Annotated in this window: 16 protein-coding genes and 1 pseudogene; 12 read left to right on the top strand and 5 right to left on the bottom strand. The window is 70.4% G+C overall.

Going from position 1 to position 21,303, the window contains the following annotated elements:
- Positions 1-354: 354 nt before the first annotated feature.
- The 6 genes from AB0F61_RS16650 to polA all read left to right on the top strand — a co-directional run bounded on the left by AB0F61_RS16650 (position 355) and on the right by polA (position 8,178).
- Positions 355-1,506 carry a branched-chain amino acid ABC transporter substrate-binding protein gene (locus AB0F61_RS16650; RefSeq protein ID WP_357809958.1) on the top strand — a complete coding sequence of 384 codons (1,152 nt, stop codon included), beginning with the start codon at positions 355-357 and terminating at the stop codon, positions 1,504-1,506.
- Positions 1,507-1,572: 66 nt separating this feature from the next.
- Complete coding sequence (locus AB0F61_RS16645; protein WP_357809954.1) at positions 1,573-2,556, top strand: branched-chain amino acid ABC transporter permease; 984 nt, start codon at positions 1,573-1,575, stop codon at positions 2,554-2,556.
- Positions 2,553-3,710, top strand: coding sequence for a branched-chain amino acid ABC transporter permease (locus AB0F61_RS16640; protein WP_357809951.1), 1,158 nt, complete (start codon positions 2,553-2,555; stop codon positions 3,708-3,710). The genes AB0F61_RS16645 and AB0F61_RS16640 overlap by 4 nt, the downstream gene beginning before the upstream one ends.
- Positions 3,703-4,644, top strand: coding sequence for an ABC transporter ATP-binding protein (locus tag AB0F61_RS16635; RefSeq protein WP_357809948.1), 942 nt, complete (start codon positions 3,703-3,705; stop codon positions 4,642-4,644). Before AB0F61_RS16640 ends, AB0F61_RS16635 begins: the two co-directional genes overlap by 8 nt.
- Entirely contained in the window at positions 4,631-5,344 is a 714-nt protein-coding gene (locus AB0F61_RS16630; protein WP_357809944.1) for an ABC transporter ATP-binding protein, read from the top strand. The genes AB0F61_RS16635 and AB0F61_RS16630 overlap by 14 nt, the downstream gene beginning before the upstream one ends.
- Positions 5,345-5,478: 134 nt before the next feature.
- Complete coding sequence (gene polA, locus AB0F61_RS16625; protein ID WP_357809941.1) at positions 5,479-8,178, top strand: DNA polymerase I; 2,700 nt, start codon at positions 5,479-5,481, stop codon at positions 8,176-8,178.
- 149 nt (positions 8,179-8,327) lie between these two features.
- On the opposite strand, the pseudogene AB0F61_RS16620 reads toward polA, so the two are convergent.
- From AB0F61_RS16620 to AB0F61_RS16610, 3 genes and pseudogenes are all read right to left on the bottom strand, one after another.
- Positions 8,328-8,672: pseudogene (locus tag AB0F61_RS16620) on the bottom strand (DUF3140 domain-containing protein); the annotation flags it as partial.
- 137 nt (positions 8,673-8,809) lie between these two features.
- Positions 8,810-9,412, bottom strand: a complete 603-nt coding sequence (locus AB0F61_RS16615) for a Uma2 family endonuclease (RefSeq protein ID WP_357809938.1) — start codon at positions 9,410-9,412, stop codon at positions 8,810-8,812.
- A 56-nt stretch (positions 9,413-9,468) separates the two neighbouring features.
- Positions 9,469-10,275, bottom strand: coding sequence for a class I SAM-dependent methyltransferase (locus AB0F61_RS16610; RefSeq protein ID WP_357809936.1), 807 nt, complete (start codon positions 10,273-10,275; stop codon positions 9,469-9,471).
- A 481-nt stretch (positions 10,276-10,756) separates the two neighbouring features.
- Here AB0F61_RS16610 and rpsA point away from each other — a divergent pair, with 481 nt between their 5' ends.
- Entirely contained in the window at positions 10,757-12,265 is a 1,509-nt protein-coding gene (rpsA, locus tag AB0F61_RS16605) for a 30S ribosomal protein S1 (RefSeq protein WP_030337999.1), read from the top strand.
- 325 nt (positions 12,266-12,590) lie between these two features.
- The gene (gene coaE, locus AB0F61_RS16600) at positions 12,591-13,772 is read left to right on the top strand and encodes a dephospho-CoA kinase (RefSeq protein WP_357809933.1); all 1,182 of its coding nucleotides are present in this window, start codon (positions 12,591-12,593) and stop codon (positions 13,770-13,772) included.
- Between the two features lie 9 nt (positions 13,773-13,781).
- Here coaE and AB0F61_RS16595 read toward each other — a convergent pair whose 3' ends face one another.
- On the bottom strand, positions 13,782-15,746 hold the full coding sequence (locus AB0F61_RS16595) for a hypothetical protein (protein ID WP_357809930.1): 1,965 nt from the start codon (positions 15,744-15,746) through the stop codon (positions 13,782-13,784).
- Between the two features lie 299 nt (positions 15,747-16,045).
- Here AB0F61_RS16595 and uvrB point away from each other — a divergent pair, with 299 nt between their 5' ends.
- The 4 genes from uvrB (at position 16,046) to AB0F61_RS16575 (ending at position 20,706) form a co-directional block, all read left to right on the top strand.
- On the top strand, positions 16,046-18,154 hold the full coding sequence (gene uvrB, locus AB0F61_RS16590; protein ID WP_357809928.1) for an excinuclease ABC subunit UvrB: 2,109 nt from the start codon (positions 16,046-16,048) through the stop codon (positions 18,152-18,154).
- Positions 18,155-18,227: 73 nt separating this feature from the next.
- Positions 18,228-19,160 (top strand): helix-turn-helix domain-containing protein, encoded by a 933-nt coding sequence (locus AB0F61_RS16585; protein WP_357809925.1) that lies wholly within the window; start codon positions 18,228-18,230, stop codon positions 19,158-19,160.
- An 81-nt stretch (positions 19,161-19,241) separates the two neighbouring features.
- Positions 19,242-19,610 carry a VOC family protein gene (locus tag AB0F61_RS16580; protein ID WP_357809922.1) on the top strand — a complete coding sequence of 123 codons (369 nt, stop codon included), beginning with the start codon at positions 19,242-19,244 and terminating at the stop codon, positions 19,608-19,610.
- A gap of 238 nt (positions 19,611-19,848) precedes the next feature.
- Positions 19,849-20,706, top strand: coding sequence for a helix-turn-helix transcriptional regulator (locus AB0F61_RS16575; protein ID WP_357809919.1), 858 nt, complete (start codon positions 19,849-19,851; stop codon positions 20,704-20,706).
- A 122-nt stretch (positions 20,707-20,828) separates the two neighbouring features.
- Here AB0F61_RS16575 and AB0F61_RS16570 read toward each other — a convergent pair whose 3' ends face one another.
- A complete protein-coding gene (locus tag AB0F61_RS16570) occupies positions 20,829-21,122 on the bottom strand; it encodes an antibiotic biosynthesis monooxygenase family protein (protein WP_357809916.1) in 294 nt (97 codons plus the stop codon).
- Between the last annotated feature and the right edge of the window lie 181 nt (positions 21,123-21,303).

Genomic DNA, 21,303 nt, shown 5'->3' with positions numbered 1-21,303 from the left:
TGACCCGAGCTGTCACCCCGGCTCCCACATGTTGAGCTGTTTTCGCTGTTCAGCCGGGGTTTTCCCGGGTGGTGGGGGCCGTCGTGAGCGCGGGCGGACTCCGCCCGGACGCGGACTTAAGGACCAACTGACGGATTCACCTGTGACGCGCATCGACATGATTGCCCACGTCTTCGTAACGGTTTCGCAGACCCAGCCCTCAGGCCTTCCGGGACGGTATGTCGTGTCGGTACGCTCCGCCATCACGAGCCGTAACGCAGGGGGAGTCCCTGCGGGGTGGGTGGAATTGCGGTCTGCTGCTGTCGCCGTCGCAACGGGTCAGTCGCGTCCGCATCTGGAGGAGGTCAGGAAGCCGTGAGGCGAAGCTATGTACGGGCGCTGGGTGCGGTTGCGCTCGCCGCGACCCTGGTGGTCGCGGCTGGTTGCCAGGATTCCGGTGGCGGCGACGATAAGGCCGCGTCCGGTGACTGCGGTGGCAAGATCGCGATCTTCGGCGCGTTCACGGGTGACAACGCTGGTCTGGTGATCCCGTCGCTCAACGGCGCGGAGCTCGCCCTGGAGCAGTTCAACGCGGCGAACCCGAACTGCAAGGTCACCATGCAGCGGTTCGACACCCAGGGTGACCCCGCGGTGGCGACCCCGTTCGCGAACCAGATCGCGGGGGACAACTCGTTCCTCGGTGTCATCGGTGGTCACTTCTCCGGTGAGTCGGACGCGACGATGCCGATCTACCAGGCCGCCGGCCTGGCGATGGTCAGCCCATCGGCGACCCGGACGGACCTGACCCAGAAGGGCAACACGTCCTTCTACCGGGTGGTCGGCAACGACGGCACGCAGGCCGGCGCGGTGGCGAGCTACCTGAAGACGCAGAACGCGCAGAAGGTCTTCCTGATCGATGACGCCAGCGCGTACGGCGCCGGCATCACCGACGAGCTGGGCAAGCAGCTCGGCCCGCTGATCGTGAACAAGGACAAGATCCAGGAGCGGCAGGCGCAGTTCGACGCCACCATCTCCAAGATCAAGGCCGCCCAGGCGGACTTCGTGTTCTACGGCGGATACACCCGTGAGGCCGCTCCGCTGGTGAAGCAGATGCGTGCCGCCGGTGTCCAGGCCAAGTTCGTCGGTCCGGACGGTCTCTACGACCCGGCGTTCCCGAAGGGTGCCTCCGGCGGTGCCGAGGGCGCGATCATCACCTGCCCGTGCCTCCCGGCTGACAAGGCCGGCGGCACCTTCTCGGCCGACTACCAGAAGAAGTACGGCATCCCGCCGGGCTCCTACGGTGCCGAGGGCTTCGACGGCGCGACGATCTTCCTGGACGCCTTCAAGGCCGGCAAGAAGACCCGGGCCGACATCCTGGCGTTCGTGAAGTCGTACGACAAGCAGGGTGTGTCGAAGTACATCAAGTTCGACTCCAAGGGTGACGTCGACCCGACGAAGGTCGTCATCTGGGCCTACCAGATCAAGGGCGAGGCCATCGAAGCGCTGCAGGAGCTCAAGCTCAGCTGACGCCCACGAAATGGAGTGCGGCCGGGGTGTCTCACCCCGGCCGCACTCGATTCAAGGAGACCCCCGGTGCATTTCGATGAACTGATCGGCCATCTCGGCCAGCACACGGTCGATGGCCTGTCCAAGGGCGCCATCTATGCCCTGATCGCCCTCGGCTACACCCTCGTCTACGGCGTCCTTCGCCTGATCAACTTTGCGCACTCCGAGGTGTTCATGGTCGGTACCTTCGCGGTACTGATCCTCTGGAACCAGCTCGGGGTCGAAAATAACCCACCTGTCGGCCAGGCGATCCTGTTCCTGGTGCTCGGTCTGATCGTCGCGGCGGTCGCCTCGGGCGGTACGGCTCTCGCGCTGGAGCGGGTCGCGTACCGGCCGCTGCGGCGGAAGAACGCGCCGCCGCTGATCTTCCTGATCACCGCGATCGGTCTGTCGCTGGTCTTCGTGGAGCTCTTCGGGCAGGTGCTGCCCAAGCTGCTCGGCGGCGCGCTGCCGGATGTGTTCGGCCGACCCCGGCAGATCGTCGGGATGCCGACGATCATCCAGCAGGAGACCCTGTTCACCATCGGCAACACGGGGATCACCAACATCCAGCTGATCGTCTTCGTCGCCGCGGTGGCGATGATGGCCCTGCTGGACTGGTTCATCAACCGCACCCGGTACGGCCGGGGTGTGCGGGCGGTGGCCCAGAACCCGGAGACCGCCGCGCTGATGGGCGTCAACCAGGAACGCGTGATCATGCTGATCTTCGTGCTGGGTGGCATCATGGCCGGCGCCGCCGCGTTGTTGTGGAGCATGCGGTTCGGCTTCACCCAGAACAGCATCGGCTTCGTGCTGGGCCTCAAGGCGTTCACCGCAGCGGTTCTGGGCGGCATCGGCAACCTGCGCGGCGCGCTGCTGGGTGGCCTCTTCCTCGGCGTCGTCGAGGTGTACGGCGCCACGCTCTTCGCCTCCAACTGGGAGGACGTCATCGCCTTCGTGGTGCTGATCGTGGTGCTGATGTTCCGGCCCACCGGCCTGTTGGGTGAGTCGCTCGGGAGGGCCCGCGCATGATCGACAAGATCCGCTCCGCAGACCGCCGCCGGGTCGGCCTGCTGACCTCGGTCGGCGACCGCTGGCGGGCGCTCACGAAGTGGCAGCAGGCCCTCGGCCTGGCCGCCTTCGTGGCGATCCTCTACTACCTGCCACTTCTCGGGATTCCGGGCCTGACCTGGTTGCGTACCGACTCGATCCAGGGCGGCAACAACTGGGCCGGTGTGCTCTTCATCTGCGCCATCTACGTGCTCGTCGCGATCGGCCTGAACGTGGTGGTCGGCCTCGCCGGCCTGCTCGACCTCGGCTACATCGGCTTCTTCGCCATCGGGGCGTACAGCGTGGCGCTGTTCGGCTCGGTGAACTCGCCGGTGGTCAAGTGGATCCAGCAGGAATTCAACCTGCCGCCGACCTGGGCGGTGACCTGGGCGATCTGCCTGTTCATCGCGATCGTGCTGACGATGATCTCCGGGGTGCTGCTGGGCTGGCCCACGCTTCGGCTGCGCGGTGACTACCTGGCCATCGTGACGCTCGGCTTCGGTGAGATCATCCGGATCGTGGCCCGCAACGCCACCGGGCTGACCAACGGCCCGGTCGGCATCTCGGCCATCCCCGGCCCGGAGGGCGCGCCGTCGCCGGACAACAAGGTCTTCGGTCTGATCGACGCGAAGCCCTGGTACTGGTTGGCGATCACCTTCGTCCTGCTCATGGTGTTCCTGGTCCGTCGACTGGAGCACAGCCGGGTGGGCCGGGCCTGGTTGGCCGTTCGGGAGGACGAGGACGCCGCCGCGGTGATGGGCGTGTACCCGTTCAAGTTCAAGCTCTGGGCGTTCGCCATCGGTGCGGCGCTCGGCGGTCTGTCCGGCTTCCTGTTCGGCAGCCGGAACGCGTTCATCGACCCGACCCAGTTCAACGCGAACCTGTCCATCCTGTTCGTCGCGATGGTCGTGGTCGGCGGATCCGGCAACATGATCGGCGTCTCGCTCGGCGCGGTGCTGCTGGCGTACCTGCCGGAGCGGTTCCGCGACTTCGCCGACTACCGGTGGCTGGTCTTCGGCCTGGCCATGGTCCTGGTGATGATCCTGCGTCCGCAGGGCCTGGTCCCGAGTCGGCGGCGTGCCCGCGAGTTGAAGGACCGCGCGGCAGAGGCAGAGGAGGCGCCCGCTCATGTCTGACCAGACCACCAGCACCGCGACGCCGAAGATCCCGACTCAGCCGGGGCCTCGAACGGTGCTGCTCGAAGTCGACGACGTCACGCTCCGCTTCGGCGGGGTGGTCGCCCTCGACAAAATCAATTTCCAGATCTACGAGGGCGAGATCCTCGGCCTCATCGGGCCGAACGGCGCCGGCAAGACCACCAGCTTCAACGTGATGACGGGGGTCTACAAGCCGACCTCGGGGGCGGTCCGGTTCCGCGGCCAGCGGGTGACCGGCCGCAAGCCGCACCAGATCAGCCAGTTGGGCATCTCCCGGACGTTCCAGAACATCCGGTTGTTCCCGGAGATGACCGCGCTCGAGAACGTGATGGTCGGCACCGACTCGCGGCACAAGACGAGCGTGCCCGGGGCGCTGTTCCGGCTCTACCGGGTGCGACCGAAGCCGGAGGAACTGCCGCAGGTCACCGCCGAGTCGGGGATCGTCCGGACCTGGCAGCAGGTGCGCCTGTCGGCCGCGAAGATCTTCGGTCTGTCCCGGCACATCCTCGAGGAGCGGGCCGCCGAGTCCAAGGCGCTCGAGCTGCTGCGTTTCGTCGGGATCGCCGATCGGGCCAACGACGAGGCGCGCAACCTGCCGTACGGCTACCAGCGCCGACTGGAGATCGCCCGAGCGCTGGCCACCGAGCCGAAGCTGATCTGCCTGGACGAGCCGGCCGCCGGCTTCAACCCGGCGGAGAAGGAGGAACTGCTCGCCCTGATCCGGCAGATCCGTGACATGGGCCTGACCGTCCTGCTCATCGAGCACGACATGCGGCTGGTCATGGGAGTCACCGACCGGATCGTGGTGCTGGAGTTCGGCCGCAAGATCGCCGAGGGTGCGCCCGCGGAGGTCAGCCGCGATCCGAAGGTGATCGCCGCGTACCTGGGGGAGCCCGCCGATGACGCTGCTTGAGCTGGAGAACGTCGCCGTCGCGTACGGCCGGATCGAGGCGCTGCACGGGATCAACCTCACGGTGAACGAGGGTGAGGTGGTGGCCCTGATCGGCGCGAACGGCGCCGGTAAGACCACCACCATGCGGGCCATCTCCGGGACCCGGTCGCTCGCCAGCGGGAAGATCACGTTCAACGGCGAGGACATCACGAAGCTCCGAGCCGACCTGCGGGTGGTCCGGGGGCTGTGCCAGTCGCCGGAGGGCCGGCAGATCTTCCCGGGCATGACGGTGCTGGAAAACCTGGACATGGGGGCGTACACCCGGCGGGACTCCGCCGGCATCGCCGCCGACCTGGACCGGGTGCTGACCCTCTTCCCGCGGCTGGCCGAGCGACGCAAGCAGGCCGGTGGCACCCTGTCCGGCGGCGAGCAGCAGATGCTCGCGGTCGGGCGGGCGCTGATGAGCCGACCGAAGCTGCTGCTGCTCGACGAGCCGTCGATGGGCCTGGCCCCGTTGGTGATCCGGCAGATCTTCGACATCATCACGGAGATCAACGAGCAGGGCATGACGATCCTGCTGGTGGAGCAGAACGCCCAGCAGGCGTTGTCGCGGGCCCACCGCGGCTACGTGCTGGAGACCGGTCAGATCGTGAAGGAGGGGTCCGGTCAGGACCTCCTGCACGATCCGTCGGTCAAGGAGGCGTACCTCGGCGTGGCCTGAGCCATCCGAGCGGCGGCCGGTCATCCCTGGACGGGGTGGCCGGCCGCCGGCGTTCCGGTCGGTGGCCGTTTCCGGGCCGGGTCACCCGGTGCCGCCGGCCAGGGATGTCGGTGCGACGGGCTAGAGTCGCTGCCGTGACAGCTACGACGCCGCGCCTGCTCCTCGTCGACGGACATTCCATGGCATACCGGGCGTTCTTCGCCCTGCCTGTGGAAAACTTCTCCACCACGACGGGTCAGCCGACCAACGCGGTGTACGGCTTCACCTCGATGCTGATCAACGTGCTGCGCGACGAGCAGCCCACCCACATCGTGGTGGCCTTCGACGTCTCCCGCCGCTCCTTCCGCACCGACAAGTACGCGGAGTACAAGGCCGGCCGCAGCGAGACCCCCACCGACTTCAAGGGCCAGGTCAGCCTGGTCAAGGAGGTCCTGGCCGCACTCCAGATCCCGGTGGTGGAAAAAGAGGGCTTCGAGGCCGACGACGTCATCGCCACGCTCGCCTGCCAGGCCCGTGACCAGGGCATGACGGTGCTGATCAGCAGCGGCGACCGTGACGCGTTCCAACTCGTCGACGACCAGATCACCGTCCTCTACCCGCGCAAGGGCGTCTCCGACCTGGCCCGGATGGACCCGGCGGCGATCGAGGCGAAGTACGGCGTCGGTCCCCAGCAGTACCGGGACCTGGCCGCGCTCGTCGGCGAGACAAGTGACAACCTGCCCGGCATCCCCGGCGTCGGCCCGAAGACCGCCGCCAAGTGGATCACCACGTACGGGGGCGTGGAGGGCGTCATCGCCCGCGCCGACGAGATCAAGGGCAAGGCCGGCGACAGCCTGCGGGAACGCCTCGCCGACGTGATCCGCAACTACGAGATCAACTGCCTGGTCTCCGATCTGGAGCTGCCGCTGCGCCCGGAGGACGCCCGGTGGACCGGTTGGGACCGGGAGGCGGTGCACCAGGTCTTCGACACGCTCGAATTCCGCATCCTGCGCGACCGCCTCTACCAGTACCTGGAGGCGGTCGAGCCGGAGGCCGAGTCGGGCTTCGACCTCACCGGCGAGGTGCTCACCGAGCCCGGCGCGCTCGCCGGCTGGCTGGGCACGCACGTGCCGACCGGCACCCCGGTCGGGTTGGCGGTCAAGCTCGACACCGGCCCCAACCGCCGGCACACCGCCTCGATCACCGGTCTGGCGCTGGCCACCGCCGGCGGCGCGGCGGCCTGGGTCGACCCCACCGGGCTCGACGCCACCGACGAGGGCGCCCTGGCCGGCTGGTTGGCCGACGCGCAACGGCCCAAGGTGCTGCACGACAGCAAGCCGGCCGTGCTGGCCTGCGCCGCGCACGGCTGGCAGCTCGCCGGCATCGTCCGCGACACCCAGATCGCCGCGTACCTGGCCCGCCCCGACCAGCGGTCCTACGACCTGACCGACCTGGCGCTGCGTTACCTGCACCGCGAGCTGCGGGTGGACGTCCCGGAGTCCGGTCAGCTCACCCTCGACGGGCTCGGCGACGAAGGCGTGGCCGAGCAGAACCTGATGCTCCAGGCTCGGGCCACCCTCGACCTGGCCGACGCGATCGACGCCGAGTTGTCCCGCGACGGCGAGCAGTCCGCCCGGCTGATGGCCGGGGTCGAGCTGCCGTTGATGCGGGTGCTGGCCGGCATGGAGAGCACCGGCATCGCCGCCGACACGCACTATCTGTCCGAGTTGGAGGCGCACTTCGCCGCCGAGGTGAAGGCCGCCGCGCAGGGCGCGTACGAGGCGGTGGGGCGCGAGTTCAACCTCGGCTCGCCCAAGCAGTTGCAGGAGATCCTCTTCACCGAGCTGGGCCTGCCGAAGACCAAGAAGATCAAGACCGGTTACACCACCGACGCCGACGCGCTGCAGTGGCTCTACGCACAGCAGCCGCACCCGGTGCTGGCCCACCTGCTGCGCCACCGGGACGTGGCCAAGCTCAAGTCGACAGTGGACGGGCTGCTCAAGTCGGTCTCCGACGACGGCCGGATCCACACCACCTTCAACCAGACGGTGGCGGCCACCGGGCGGCTCTCCTCCACCGAGCCCAACCTGCAGAACATCCCGATCCGCACCGAGGAGGGCCGGCGGATCCGTCGGGCCTTCGTGGTGGGGGAGGGCTACGAGTGCCTGCTCACGGCCGACTACAGCCAGATCGAAATGCGGATCATGGCGCACCTGTCCTCGGACGACGCGCTTATCGACGCGTTCAACTCCGGCGCCGACTTCCACGCCGCGACCGCCTCGTCGGTCTTCGGGGTGCCGCTCGACGAGGTCACCCCCGACCAACGCCGCAAGATCAAGGCGATGAACTACGGCCTGGCGTACGGGTTGAGCGCCTTCGGTCTGTCCCAGCAGCTCGGGATCAACACCGAGGAGGCGCGCGGGCTGATGGAAAACTACTTCGCCGGTTTCGGCGGAGTGCGCGACTACCTGCACCAGGTCGTCGCCCGGGCCCGCCAGGACGGCTACACCTCCACCATCCTGGGTCGCCGTCGCTACCTGCCCGACCTGGTCAGCGACAACCGGCAGCGCCGCGACATCGCCGAGCGGATGGCCCTCAACGCCCCGATCCAGGGCTCCGCCGCCGACATCATCAAGGTGGCGATGCTGCACGTCGACACCGCGCTCGGCGAGGCCGGGCTGCGCTCGCGGATGCTGTTGCAGGTGCACGACGAGTTGGTCTTCGAGGTGGCCCCCGGTGAGCGGGAGGCGCTGGAGGCGTTGGTCCGCCACGAGATGGGCGGGGCGTACCCACTGTCGGTGCCGTTGGAGGTGTCGGTCGGCGAAGGCCGCGACTGGAACAGCGCCGATCACTGACCTGCTTGCAGGCCGCGGTTGGGGAGTTCCGAGGGGCGGGAAAGATCCGCACAACATCAGGGATGTTGCTGCCTCCCGCGCGCTGGGCACAGCAACATCAGGGAAGGTGCGCGGATCTTTCCCGGAATCGGCGTGGTGCGAGCTGGTTACTTCGTCGGGTCGTGGCCCCAGTTCATCAGGGACCAGCGCCACCTGGTGTCGCGGACGTCGCCGGAGGGGCGCTGCGCCATGTGGCGGCGTACGTAGCCGACCACCTTGCGCATGTGCTTGTAGTCGCTCTCGGACAGGTCGCCCCGTTTGCGACGCAGCAGGTTGATGATCTTCCGACCGGATTCGTGTCCGACGGACTCGCCGCCGCCGGCGCGGCCGCCCTTGTGCCAGCCGACCTGCTTCGACTCGTCGGTATCCAGCCACGTGGACAGCTCACCGGGCTTCATGTTCACCGCCTCGGTGAACTCCCGATAGGTGTCCCGGCCTTCGTTACCTCTGCTCATGACGCAGCGCCTCGGGTCGGTGGGCCGCGTCGCGGCCCGTACCGTCACTGGGGACCCGATACTTCAGGTCATCCTGCTCGGCCATGCTCCTCGGCTACCCGACACCGGCGCGGCGAAACGGCCGGTCCGGGGAGGCGCTACGGGGTGATCTCGGCGATCGGGAGCTTGATGTCGAACGGCTCGGCCAGCTCGATCACGTCGGCGCCGTCGGCGACCAGTTCGTACTGCCGTTCACCACCGGGTCCCACCCGGTCGCCGATCCGGTACGCGTAGATGTGCACCGGGTCCTGCTCGATGCGCCAGTAGAACGGGATGCCCGCGGCGGCGTACTCGCCGGGCTTCGCGAACCGGTCGATCCGCCGCGTACCGGGCGAGACGATCTCCACGGCGAGGACGACGTCCGCCGGACTCAGCGAGGATCGGGAGGGAGCCACGCCGGCCCGCCGCAGCAGGACGTCCGGCTGTCGGCTGGTGTTGGAACTCAGCCCGACTCCGACGGCCTGGACGACCCGAAGGTCGGCCGGCACGTGTTGCAGCAGCCAGTGCGCAAGCAGTAACGAGATGTCCTGATGGCCCAGGGTGGGGGAGGGTGTCACCTGGATTACTCCGTCGACGAGTTCGACGCGGGGGGCGTCGTCCGGCAGGGTGAGCAGGTCCTCCAGCGTGTAGTCGGCACGCTGCTGCCGCATCGGATCCGGACACCAGGGGCCAGGTGATGTCGGGATGGGCTCGGCGCTCATGGGACGAGCCTACCGGCGGTCGATGCGATGCAGGTCGGACTACGGGTGCGACGCGCTCACTCCGCGGGCTTCTCGGTGACGAAGATGGCGGTGCCGGGGAAGAGTCGACCGCGCAACGGGCTCCACTGCCCCCAGAGGCCCTCGTGCCCCTCCGGCCATTCGGGCTCCACCAGGTCCAGCAGCCGGAACCCCGCGCCGACCAGTTCCCGGATCCGGTCGCCGAGGGTGCGGTGCTGCTCGACGTAGGTGGCGACGCCGGCCTCGTCCTGTTCCACGTAGGGGGAACGGTCGAAATACGAGTGCACGGCGGTCAGCCCGCCCTCGCCTGGGTCGTCGAGGAAGATCCATCGCATCGGGTGGGTCACCGAGAACACCCACCGCCCGCCCGGGCGCAGCACCCGGTGCACCTCGGCGTGCAGGGCCGCCGAGTCGTCCACGAACGGGATGGCGCCGAAGGCGGTGCAGGCGACGTCGAACGACCGGTCGGCGAACGGCAGGGCGAGCGCGTCGGCCTGCACCAGCGGTACGCGTACCCCGGTGCGGTCGGCGGCCTGGGCGGCGTGCCGCAACATTCCGGCGGACAGGTCGAAGGCGACCGGCCGGGCGCCCTGGGTGGCCAGCCAGCGGGCGGCGGCGGCCGCGCCGCAGCCGACCTCCAGCACTCGTCGGCCGGGCAGGTCGCCGAGGAGTCGAACGTCGGCCTCGCGCAGGCCCTCCGGGCACCAGACGAAGTCCACGTCGCCGAGGAACGCGCCGTGCTCAGCCTGGTAGTCGTCGGCGTCGGTGTCCCACCAGCCGCGGTTGGCCCGCCGGGCCTCGGCGTCACCCACCCGGCGCCGGGTAACCCGGCTGTCGTCATCCACGCGCTCACGCTAGGCCCCACCCACCCGTTGGGCGCGGCGGCGCGTCCAAGATCTGCGCGACTCCTCGCGCCGTGCCGCTCGATCGACTCGGTTTCCGTGAAATCGCGGTCTCCGCGGCGTTGGGACGCGCCGACTTCCGGGAGACCGAGTCGATCACAGCGCGGCCGACACGGTGACCGCTGGGGCCGCTGTGACGCACGAGACAGCAGGGGTGTTTTCCGGGCGATTGTTCGTCTTTCGCAGGTCACCGCACGGAGAGAAGCCGGGAGGGCTTGCACGCTGTGGTAATGCGCACGGTAGGCTAGACGATGCGCTCGCGGATCGCGTTGCCTCGGCAGGGAGCAGGTGCGCGGTCGACGGAGCCACATCATGATCTCACTAGGCGATCGTTCGGTGTGCCCGGCGACGGATCCGCTGGCGCGAACAGGTCACTGCGACACCAGCCTGCTGTGACAACCCACCGACCGGAGCAACCGCCCACATGACGAGCAGCATCGAGGCCCCCTCGAGCGCCACCCGGGTCACCCACGACGATCTCGGTTCCGAGGAGGCATTCCTCGCCGCGATCGACGAGACCATCAAGTACTTCAACGACGGCGACATTGTCGAAGGCACCGTCGTCAAGGTCGATCGGGACGAGGTCCTGCTCGACATCGGCTACAAGACCGAGGGTGTCATCCCCTCTCGGGAGTTGTCGATCAAGCACGACGTGGACCCCGCCGAGGTTGTGACGGTTGGCGACCACATCGAGGCCCTGGTCCTCCAGAAGGAGGACAAGGAGGGTCGTCTGATCCTCTCCAAGAAGCGGGCGCAGTACGAGCGGGCCTGGGGCACGATCGAGAAGATCAAGGACGAGGACGGCGTCGTCCGCGGTTCGGTCATCGAGGTGGTCAAGGGCGGCCTCATCCTCGACATCGGGCTGCGCGGCTTCCTGCCCGCGTCCCTGGTCGAGATGCGTCGTGTGCGCGACCTGCAGCCGTACGTCGGGCGGGAGCTCGAGGCCAAGATCATCGAGCTGGACAAGAACCGCAACAACGTGGTTCTGTCCCGCCGGGCCTGGCTGGAGCAGACGCAGTCCGAGGTGCGCACCGAGTTCCTCAACAAGCTGCAGAAGGGCCAGGTCCGCAAGGGCGTCGTGTCCTCGATCGTCAACTTCGGCGCCTTCGTCGACCTTGGCGGCGTCGACGGTCTGGTGCACGTCTCCGAGCTGTCCTGGAAGCACATCGACCACCCGTCCGAGGTTGTCGAGGTCGGCCAGGAGGTCGAGGTCGAGGTCCTGGACGTCGACCTGGACCGCGAGCGCGTCTCGCTGTCGCTGAAGGCGACCCAGGAAGACCCGTGGCGCCAGTTCGCCCGCACCCACGCGATCCAGCAGATCGTGCCGGGTAAGGTCACCAAGCTGGTGCCGTTCGGTGCGTTCGTCCGGGTGGACGACGGCATCGAGGGTCTGGTCCACATCTCCGAGCTGGCCGAGCGCCACGTGGAGATCCCGGAGCAGGTCGTCCAAGTCGGCTCCGAGGTCATGGTCAAGGTCATCGACATCGACCTGGAGCGCCGCCGGATCTCGCTGTCGCTCAAGCAGGCCAACGAGGGCTTCGTCGAGGGCGAGGAGCACTTCGACCCGACCCTCTACGGCATGGCCGCGACGTACGACACCGAGGGCAACTACATCTACCCGGAGGGCTTCGACCCCGAGACGGGCGAGTGGCTCGAGGGGTACGACAAGCAGCGCGAGACCTGGGAGAACCAGTACGCCGAGGCTCGTCTGCGCTGGGAGGCCCACACCAAGCAGGTGCAGACCTCTCGGGCTGCCGACGCCGAGGCTGCTGCCAACCCGACTCCGGTCGTCCCGGCCGCTGCCGGTGGCGGCGGTGGCACCACCTCCTCGTCCAGCCCGGCCCCGAGCCGGCAGGCCGAGGAGCCGGCCGGCACCCTGGCCACCGACGAGGCGCTCGCCGCGCTGCGGGAGAAGCTCGCCGGCGGTAAGTGACCCGCTGAACGACTGAACGACGACGGGCCCCGTCCCCGCGATCTCCGGATCGTCGGGGGCGGGGCCTTCGTCGTACCCGGGCAGCCGCTGCCGCTCACCAGATCGTGCTCGACCCTGCAACAGGGCCGCCGGGCCCATCCGGGCCGCCGGGCCGTCGGGCTGCCGGGCCGTCGGGCCGTCGGGCTGCCGGGCTGCCGGGCTGCCGGGCCGCGGGCTGTCGGGCTGCCGGGGGTCAGCGGGCCGGCTGGTGGCTGCGCTGCTGGGCCCGCGGAACCTGGTCGTGGCGGGTTTGGCGGCAGGGCTGGTGATCCGGTTGACTGGTCGCGTGCTGAGGGTGGGGTTGACCGGCGGGATCGGGTCGGGCAAGAGCGCGGTGGCGGCGCGGCTCGTCGAGCGGGGTGCGGTGCTCATCGACGCCGACCGGGTGGCCCGGGAGGTCGTCGCACCGGGCAGCGAAGGGCTGGCCGAGATCGTCGCCGCCTTCTCCGCCGCGGTGCTGGACGCCGATGGCGCGCTTGACCGTGCCGCGCTGGGCGCTGTGGTGTTCACCGACCCGGCCGCACGCCGACGGTTGGAGTCGATCACCCACCCTCGGGTCCGGGCCCGCACCGCGGAGTTGGCCGCCGCGGCACCACCCGACGCGATAGTCGTCAACGACGTACCGCTGCTGGTCGAGGTGGGTCTCGCGCCCACGTACCACCTGGTGATCGTGGTGCAGACGGCCATGACGACCCGACTCGAGCGGCTGGTGCGCGACCGGGGGATGGACCGCGCGGAGGCCGAGCGGCGGATCGCCGCCCAGACCGACGACGCCCGTCGCCGGGCGGCCGCCGACGTGGTGCTCGGCAACGACGCGAGCCTGGCGGCGTTGCACGATGCCGTCGACGCGCTCTGGCGGCAACGGCTGCGGCCCTACGAGGAGAACCTGCGTCAGCGGCGGGTGGTCCCGCAGGGCGGGCAGGACCCGGTGGGGACCGACGCGAGCTGGCCCGAGCAGTACGCGCGGCTGGCCGCCCGGATTCGGCACGCCCTGGGCTCGGACGCCCTGCGGATCGACCACATCGGCTCGACCGCGGTGCCCGGCCTCGCCGCCCCGGACGTCATCGACGTGCAGGTGGCCGTGTCCAGCCTCGCCGACGCCGACGGGGCGCTCGCCGACCGGCTGGCGAACGCCGGGTTCCCGCGGGTGCCGGGGCAGTGGTGGGACGACCCGCGCCCGGCCGGCAGCGGTCGGTGGGAGAAGCGGCTGCACGGCAGCGCGGACCCGGCTCGTCCGGTTCGCCTGCACGTGCGGCTGGAGGGGTCGCCAGGCTGGCGGTACGCGTTGCTGATGCGCGACCACCTGCGTGCCGACCCGGATCAGCGGGCCGCGTACCTGCAACTCAAGCGCGACCTGGTCGACGCGGCGCCGGCCGCCGGCGACTCCGGCACGGCCCGCGACCCGTGGTTCGACGAGGAGTACCTGCGGGCCGAGCAGTGGGCAGCGCAGACCGGCTGGCGGCCCTGAGCGCGCCGCTCAACGGGCACCGGACCGAGCGGTGGGGGGCCGAGGTTTCGCAGCCGGTCGGGGCACCGGGGTCAGTCGGGGCACCGCGGCCGGCTGAAGATCCAGTTGGGCCCAGACGTTGCCGCTGGTGTGCAGCTCCAGTCGCCGTAGCGACCCGTCGCGGTCGATCCAGTAGCGCAGCCGCGCGGCGGCCGGGCCCACCTCGACGACGTCCACCGTCCGTCCGGCGGTGACGTCCTCGCGTACCCGCACGGCCGCGCCGCGTGGCGCGACCGACCCGGCGGCCACCGCGGCGTCGACGAGCTGGCCCACGTCGTCCCCGCCGGATCGGGAGACCCGCCAGGCGCCGGCCGGAGGCGGCAGGGGCGGCTGGCCCGGTGCCTCCGCCGTGCCGCCACCAGCGGCGGCCGCCGGCAGATCCGCCCGCGCCAGGCCGACGGCGTCGCGTCGCAGCAGGGTCCGGCGATCCGGTACGCCCAGGTCGGCAACCGCGAGGTACGCGGTACGCGTGGTCCAGCTCAACCAGCCGGCGCCCCGCAGGTTCGTGTCCGTGCCCGTCGGCACGGTGAGGGTGACCGCCGCACCACCCTGGGCGCGTAGCCGGGTCGGCAGCCGGTCCAGTCGACGCTGTTCGGCGTCGGTAAGCGCGCGGGGCAGGCCGGGCCGGCCGCCGAGGGCCTCCACCGGCCGGAGGGTCGGGCGGTCCGCCCGGTTCAGAGTCACGGTGACCGGGCCGACGCCGGGCAGCCGGGTGACGAGCTTGTGCAGCCGGGCGTCCTGGTCGAGCCAGTACCGGGTCTGCCCGTCCCGCTCGGTGCCCGTCGACCCGGCGCCCGGGCCCTGTGCCGTGGGGCTGCCGGCCGTGCTGCGGCCCCCGGTCGTGCTGCCCTCGGGTGGGGTTCCGGCGACCAGCGGTGCCTGGAGGACGTCCACCGGGCCGCCCGCCATGGTGTCCCGGGCGATCCAGCGCGCGGTCTCACCGGGCGCCGCGTCCGGACGGTCGGCCGCGAGGCCGAGGAGCAGGTCGAGCACCGGCGCCAGGCTGGCCCCGGGCGTCAGGCCGTGCAGCCGCCACCGATCCGTCGGGGGCACCAGCGGAGGTGCGGCGGGGGTGGGCACGGCCGTCGGATCGGGCCGGATCACCAGCACCGCGCCGGCCCTCTGCACCAGCCCGCGCTCGGTACCCGCGCCGGGCCCGCCCACGTCGAGGTAGAGCAGGGACCGCGACCAGTCCACCCAGCCCACCAGCTCGATCCGGGCCGCGTCGACGCCGGCGGTGACGCGGACCCCGGCGCGCAGATCCCGCAGGTTGGTGACCCGCAGCGCGGCCAGCCGCTCGCCCTCGGTGAGCGTCAGCGGCCGGGCGGGCTCGGGTGGGTCGGGTGCCCAGCTCAGCAACCCGAGCACCAGTGCCGTCGCGGACGTCACAGCGGTCAGACCGAGCAACATCAACAGGGTGTGTCGTCGTCGGCGGCGGCTGGCCGGGCCCGGACCGGCGGCGTCGGTCGAGTCGGCGGTCGGGTCGGCGGTGTCGTCGGGCCGGGTGGTCGTCGGGGTCTTGGCGGAGCCCCGGCTGGTGGCGCTTCGGCGACCGGTGGTGGGTCGGGCGGTGGTGGCCTGGTCGCTGGTGGCCTGGTCGCTGGTGGCCTGGACGGTGGTGGCCTGGGCGGTGGTGGCCTGGACGGTGGTGGCCTGGTCGCTCGTGGCCTGGACGGTGACGGGTCGGCTGGCGGTGGACCCGCTCGTGGTGGACCCGCTCATAGTGGACCCGCTCGTGGTGGACCGGAGGGCCGCGGTGGCGCCGGTCGAGTCGGTGCGGTGCCGTCCGGTGCCGAGCCGTCCGGTGCCGAGCCGTCCGGCGGCCGGGGTGCCGGGCCTGCCTGCCGCGGCGGTGCCCCGCCGGCCGGTGCCGTCCGGTCCCGGCGCGGCCGTGGGGGTGGTGGTGTCGGGCGGCGGGGTCGCAGAGGTGTCCACGGATGTGAAACGGGCGGAGAGGCGCCGGGGTGACGAGCAGGGGCGCTCGCGGCGGCCGGTCTGCGCCTCGAGCGCGACCACACGGGTGCGCACGCCGGGCGAGCCGGGTGCTGCGACCGCAGTGCCGGGGGCGGCCGGCCGTGATGACGGCCTGGCCACCGGCCCGGTCGGCCGCCGCGAGCGGCCTACATGGAGAGGGTAGTCCCGGTGACATGGGCCACACAATGGGAATATTGAAGCTGATCACGTACCTGGCGTGACGGCCTTTCCTGTCGGACCTCCGGCGTACCGTTGTTGGCATGGCGCTCGACATTCCCCGGCTCGACAGCCGCTTCCAGGTCGTCAGTGAGTTTCAGCCGGCCGGCGACCAGCCGGCAGCCATCGACGATCTTGAGCGCCGCGTTCGGCGCGGCGACCGCAACACCGTGCTGCTCGGCGCGACCGGCACCGGCAAGAGCGCCACCACGGCGTGGCTGATCGAGCGGTTGCAGCGCCCGACCCTGGTGCTCGCCCCGAACAAGACGCTCTGCGCGCAGTTGGCCAAGGAGTTCAGCGAGCTGCTGCCGCACAACGCCGTCGAATACTTCGTCTCGTACTACGACTACTACCAGCCCGAGGCCTACATCCCGCAGACCGACACCTACATCGAGAAGGACTCCTCGATCAACGAGGAGGTCGAGCGGCTGCGGCACTCGGCGACGATGTCGCTGCTCACCCGACGCGACGTGATCGTGGTGGCGACCGTCTCGGCGATCTACGGCCTGGGCACCCCGGAGGAATACCTGGACCGGGCGGTGAAGGTGCAGGTCGGCCAGGAGCTCGACCGCGACCAACTGCTGCGCCGGCTTGTCGACATCCAGTACACCCGCAACGACATGGCCTTCCAGCGCGGCACGTTCCGGGTCCGCGGCGACACGCTGGAGATCATCCCGGCGTACGAGGAGCTGGCGGTCCGCATCGAGCTGTTCGGCGACGAGGTGGAGAAGCTCTACTACCTCAACCCGTTGACCGGCGACGTGGTCCGCGAGGTCGACCAACTGGTGATCTTCCCCGCCACCCACTACGCGGCCGGCCCGGAGCGGATGGAGCGGGCGATCCGCGACATCGAGGTGGAGCTGGCCGAGCGGCTGGCCGAGCTGGAGCGGCAGGGCAAGCTGCTGGAGGCGCAGCGGCTGCGCATGCGCACCACCTACGACATCGAGATGATGCGCCAGGTGGGCTTCTGCTCCGGCATCGAGAACTACTCGATGCACATGGACGGGCGGCTGCCCGGCAGCCCGCCGCACTGCCTGCTCGACTACTTCCCGGACGACTTCCTCACGGTGGTCGACGAGTCGCACGTGACCATCCCGCAGATCGGCGGCATGTACGAGGGCGACGCGTCCCGTAAGCGGATGCTCATCGACCACGGTTTCCGGTTGCCCAGCGCGGCCGACAACCGGCCGCTGCGCTTCGACGAGTTCCTGGAGCGGGTCGGCCAGATGGTCTTCCTCTCCGCGACTCCGGGCACGTGGGAGATGGAACAGGCGCAGGGCGAGTTCGTCGAGCAGGTCATCCGGCCCACCGGTCTGGTCGACCCGGAGGTCGTGATCAAGCCGACCAAGGGTCAGATCGACGACCTGATGCACGAGATCAAACTGCGCACCGATCGCGACGAACGGGTCCTGGTCACCACCCTGACCAAGAAGATGGCCGAGGACCTGTCCGACTACCTCCTGGAAAACGGCATCCGGGTGCGCTACCTGCACTCCGAGGTCGACACGTTGCGCCGGGTGGAGCTGCTGCGCGAGCTGCGCAAGGGCGACTACGACGTGCTGGTCGGCATCAACCTGCTCCGCGAAGGTCTGGACCTGCCCGAGGTGTCGCTGGTGGCGATCCTCGACGCCGACAAGGAGGGCTTCCTGCGCAGTGGCCGGTCGCTGATCCAGACCATCGGACGGGCCGCCCGTAACGTCTCCGGTCAGGTGCACATGTACGCCGACAAGATCACCCCGTCGATGGCGGCGGCGATCGACGAGACCGATCGGCGTCGGGCCAAGCAGATCGCGCACAACGAGGCGCACGGGATCAGCCCGGAGCCGCTGCGGAAGAAGATCCACGACATCCTTGACGACATCTACCGCGAGGCGGAGGACACCGAAAACTCCCGGGTCGGCGGCGCGGTGCGTCAGCTTTCCCGGGGCAAGGCGCCGGTCAAGGAGACCCGCAGCCGGAGCCGGGGCGCCGCCACGACCACCTCGCGGGAGGGGATGGCCCGTGCCGACCTCGCCCAACTCATTCAGGAGCTCAACGACCAGATGCTGGCCGCCGCCCGCGAGCTGCAGTTCGAGCTGGCGGCCCGGATCCGTGACGAGGTCTCCGACCTGAAGAAGGAGCTGCGCGGCATGGACGCCGCCGGCGTGAAGTGACGACAAGCGTCCGGGCGTGACCAGCGCCCCGCTGGGGGCGCGGCCGAGCAGGGCGGGCGAAGGGTGGGCCAGGGTGACGGCTGTGGCACCGGTCGGGGAGATGGTCCTCGGGCTGCCCGAGGTCAGCCTGCGTCCGTTCGTCGACCAGTACGTCGGCTACCGGGAACAGGCGGATCTCCCACTGGTCCGGCGGGAGTCGGCGGGCGTCTTCGTGGTGCTGATCCTGGGCTGGGGTGCTCCGCTGGACGTGACCGACCCGCGCAGCGCGGAGCGCGGGGCCAGCAGGGTCGACTCGTTCGTGGCCGGCACCTTCGACGGCTGGTGCACCACGCGCACGACGGGTGTGGGGGAGGGCGTCGAGTTGCTGCTCGCCCCACTGACCGCCCGCCGACTCCTCGGCCTGCCGCTGAGCGAGCTGACCAATCGTGCGGTGGGCGTTGGGCAGCTCCCGGGCCGTTGGCTCGATCGGCTGCGTGGTCAGCTCGCCGAGGCGGCGACCTGGCCGGAGCGGTTCGCCCTGCTCGACAGGGTGCTCGCCGGCCGCCTGGCGGCGTCGCCACCCGTGGACGCCCGGCTCGACTGGGCATGGCGGTGGCTGGTGGCCAGCGGCGGCCAGGAGAGCGTCGGTGTGCTCGCCGACGAGCTGGGCTGGAGCCGGCGGCACCTCGCATCCCGGTTTCGGCAGGAGATCGGGCTGCCGCCCAAGATGGTCGCCCGGTTGTTGCGCTTCCAGCAGGCGTGCGCGGCGCTGACCGACGTGGGGCCGAACGCCGTGATCGGGCCGGATGTCGGACCGCCGGCCAGCGCCGGCCGGTCCGCAGCCGGCGCGGACCCGTCCGACCCGGGCGGCGTGGCCTCACCCGGCAGGGGGCAGGCCGTCGACTGGGCTGCGGTGGCGGCACGATGCGGTTACTACGACCAGTCCCACCTGATCCGGGACTTTCACCAGTTCGCGGGGGCGACCCCGGCCGCGCTGCTCGCCGCCCGGTCGACGTCGGCCGGCTGACGCGTCGCCCGGTCGCGGGACGACCCGCCGAGGTCACATTCGTCCAATCCAGCACCAGGCCACCGGCGGCAGGATGTGGACATGCGAACCGTCTACCCTGTCTTCCGTTACCCCGATCCCCGCGCCGCGATCGACTGGCTCTGCTCCGCCTTCGGTTTCCAGGTGCACGCCGTGCACGAAGCACCGGACGGTACGGTCGCGCACGCCGAACTCGTCCTCGACACCGGCATGATCATGCTGGGCGGTCGGGCCGACGCGACGTCCAGACCGGCCCACGACGACTGGTCGGTGTACGTGGCCGTGTCGGACGTCGACGCCCACTGCGCCCAGGCCCGCGCGGCCGGGGCCGAGATCACCCAGGAGCCGTTCGACACCGACTACGGCTCCCGCGACTACGCCGCCCGTGACCTGGCCGGCAAGGTCTGGGCCTTCGGCACCTACCGACCCTGAGCCTGCCCTGGTCGGCCCTGTGCCCCCGGTTGGACCGGCTCCGGGCCTGCCATGGCGGCCCGGAGCCCTCGACTGAGTCGGCCCGCCGGCAGAGCGCTTCTCGGCCTCGCACGCGCCCCGCAGCCGACGTTGGAGAGGTCTGGTCGCCGACCGTGCCGAATGACCTGATTGCGGTGAGCGAGCGAGCTATTGCACTGGGTGATCGTCCTGCGTACTCTCCCTCGATGGGGAGGCCGGGATGCCGCTGCCAACGAGTCCTGTCATTCGACGTGCACGTCTCGGCGCTGAGTTGCGCCAGCTACGTCGGCGCGAGGCGCTGACCCTGGAGCAGGTCTGCGACCGGCTGGGCTGGGCCTCGACGTCGAAGCTGTCCCGCATCGAGCTGGGCCAGAGCCGTCCGGACCTCGCCGACGTGCTCGATCTGCTCGACATCTACAAGGTGCCCACTCCGGCCCGGGACGCGCTGATCGTGATCGCTCGGGATGCGGCGACTAGCCGGGGTTGGTGGAAGACGCTCGGTGAGATGAGCGAACGGCAGCGCACCTACGCCGAGTTGGAGGCGGGCGCGGCCGACATCGTCGAGTACCAGCCGACGGTCGTGCCGGGGCTGCTCCAGACACCCGCGTACACCCGGGTGCTGGTGGAGGCGGGCGCGCAGTTCACGCCGGAGCTCGATGTGGAGGCCGAGGTGCGCGCCCGTGCGCTGCGGCAGGAGGTGTTGCGGCGCGCCTATCCGCCGCGCTACACGGCGGTGCTCGCCGCGGCCGTCTGCGATCCAGGTGAGCTGCCGGAGGCGGTGTGGCGTGAGCAGTTGCGGCATCTGGTCACCGTGACCGGGCTGTCCCATGTCACGGTGCGGCTGCTGCCACGTGGGGCGGCCGGTGGTGGGCTGCACCCGCTCACGCCGTACTCCTGCTATGCCTTTCCCGACCCGGCGGACCCGCGGACGGTGATGATCGAGGCGTTGACCACCGACGTCCGGTTGGCCACAGTGCTCGATGTCGGCCGCTACGAGCGGATGACCGAGGCGTTGCTGGCGGCCGCGCTGTCACCGGAGGAGACGATCACCGCGCTGGCCCGTCGTGCCGGCGAGTAACGGGCGGTCGGCGCGCACTGTGGCACGCCGCGCGGCCACCGTGCCCGGCGCCCCCGAGCCCGTCGGGACCGGCGGCCGGCGCGTGCGCTGAGCACGGTAACCGCGAGGTACGACAGAGTCGCTCAGGCCGGTACGTCGAGGAAGTGCTCGACCACGGGCGGCCCGGCGAAGTGTGGCCCGATCAACGCCCGCCACCTGTCGAACCGCTCGGTGGCCCGGAAGTTCTGCTCGTGCGCCTCGACCGAGTCCCATTCGACAAGCAGCACGAAGCGCGTCGGAGACTCGATTCCCCGGGTCATCCGGACGGACCGGCAGCCGGTCGCCCCGGCGAGCACGGGGTGGCCCTCGACGTACGCGGCGGCGAACGCGTCCTCGTGTCCGGGCAGTACGTCGATGAGCGCGACCTCAAGCACCATGTCGGACAGCGTCCCACGGCGGGCGGTGACGGCCCTGGGTGGGGTGCGCTCGGCGACTCACACTAGCCTCCTAGGACGTCACAGCGAGTGTGACGGGATTCCCGGGCCGCAGGTGTTCGGCGACACCGCTTGCCCGGGGTGTGATCACGGGGCGTGGTGGGCAACAATGGTCACCGAGGAG

Source organism: Micromonospora sp. NPDC023888 (genome assembly GCF_040639415.1).
Taxonomy (GTDB): Bacteria; Actinomycetota; Actinomycetes; order Mycobacteriales; family Micromonosporaceae; genus Micromonospora.
This window is presented reverse-complemented; position numbering and strand designations above follow the sequence as displayed.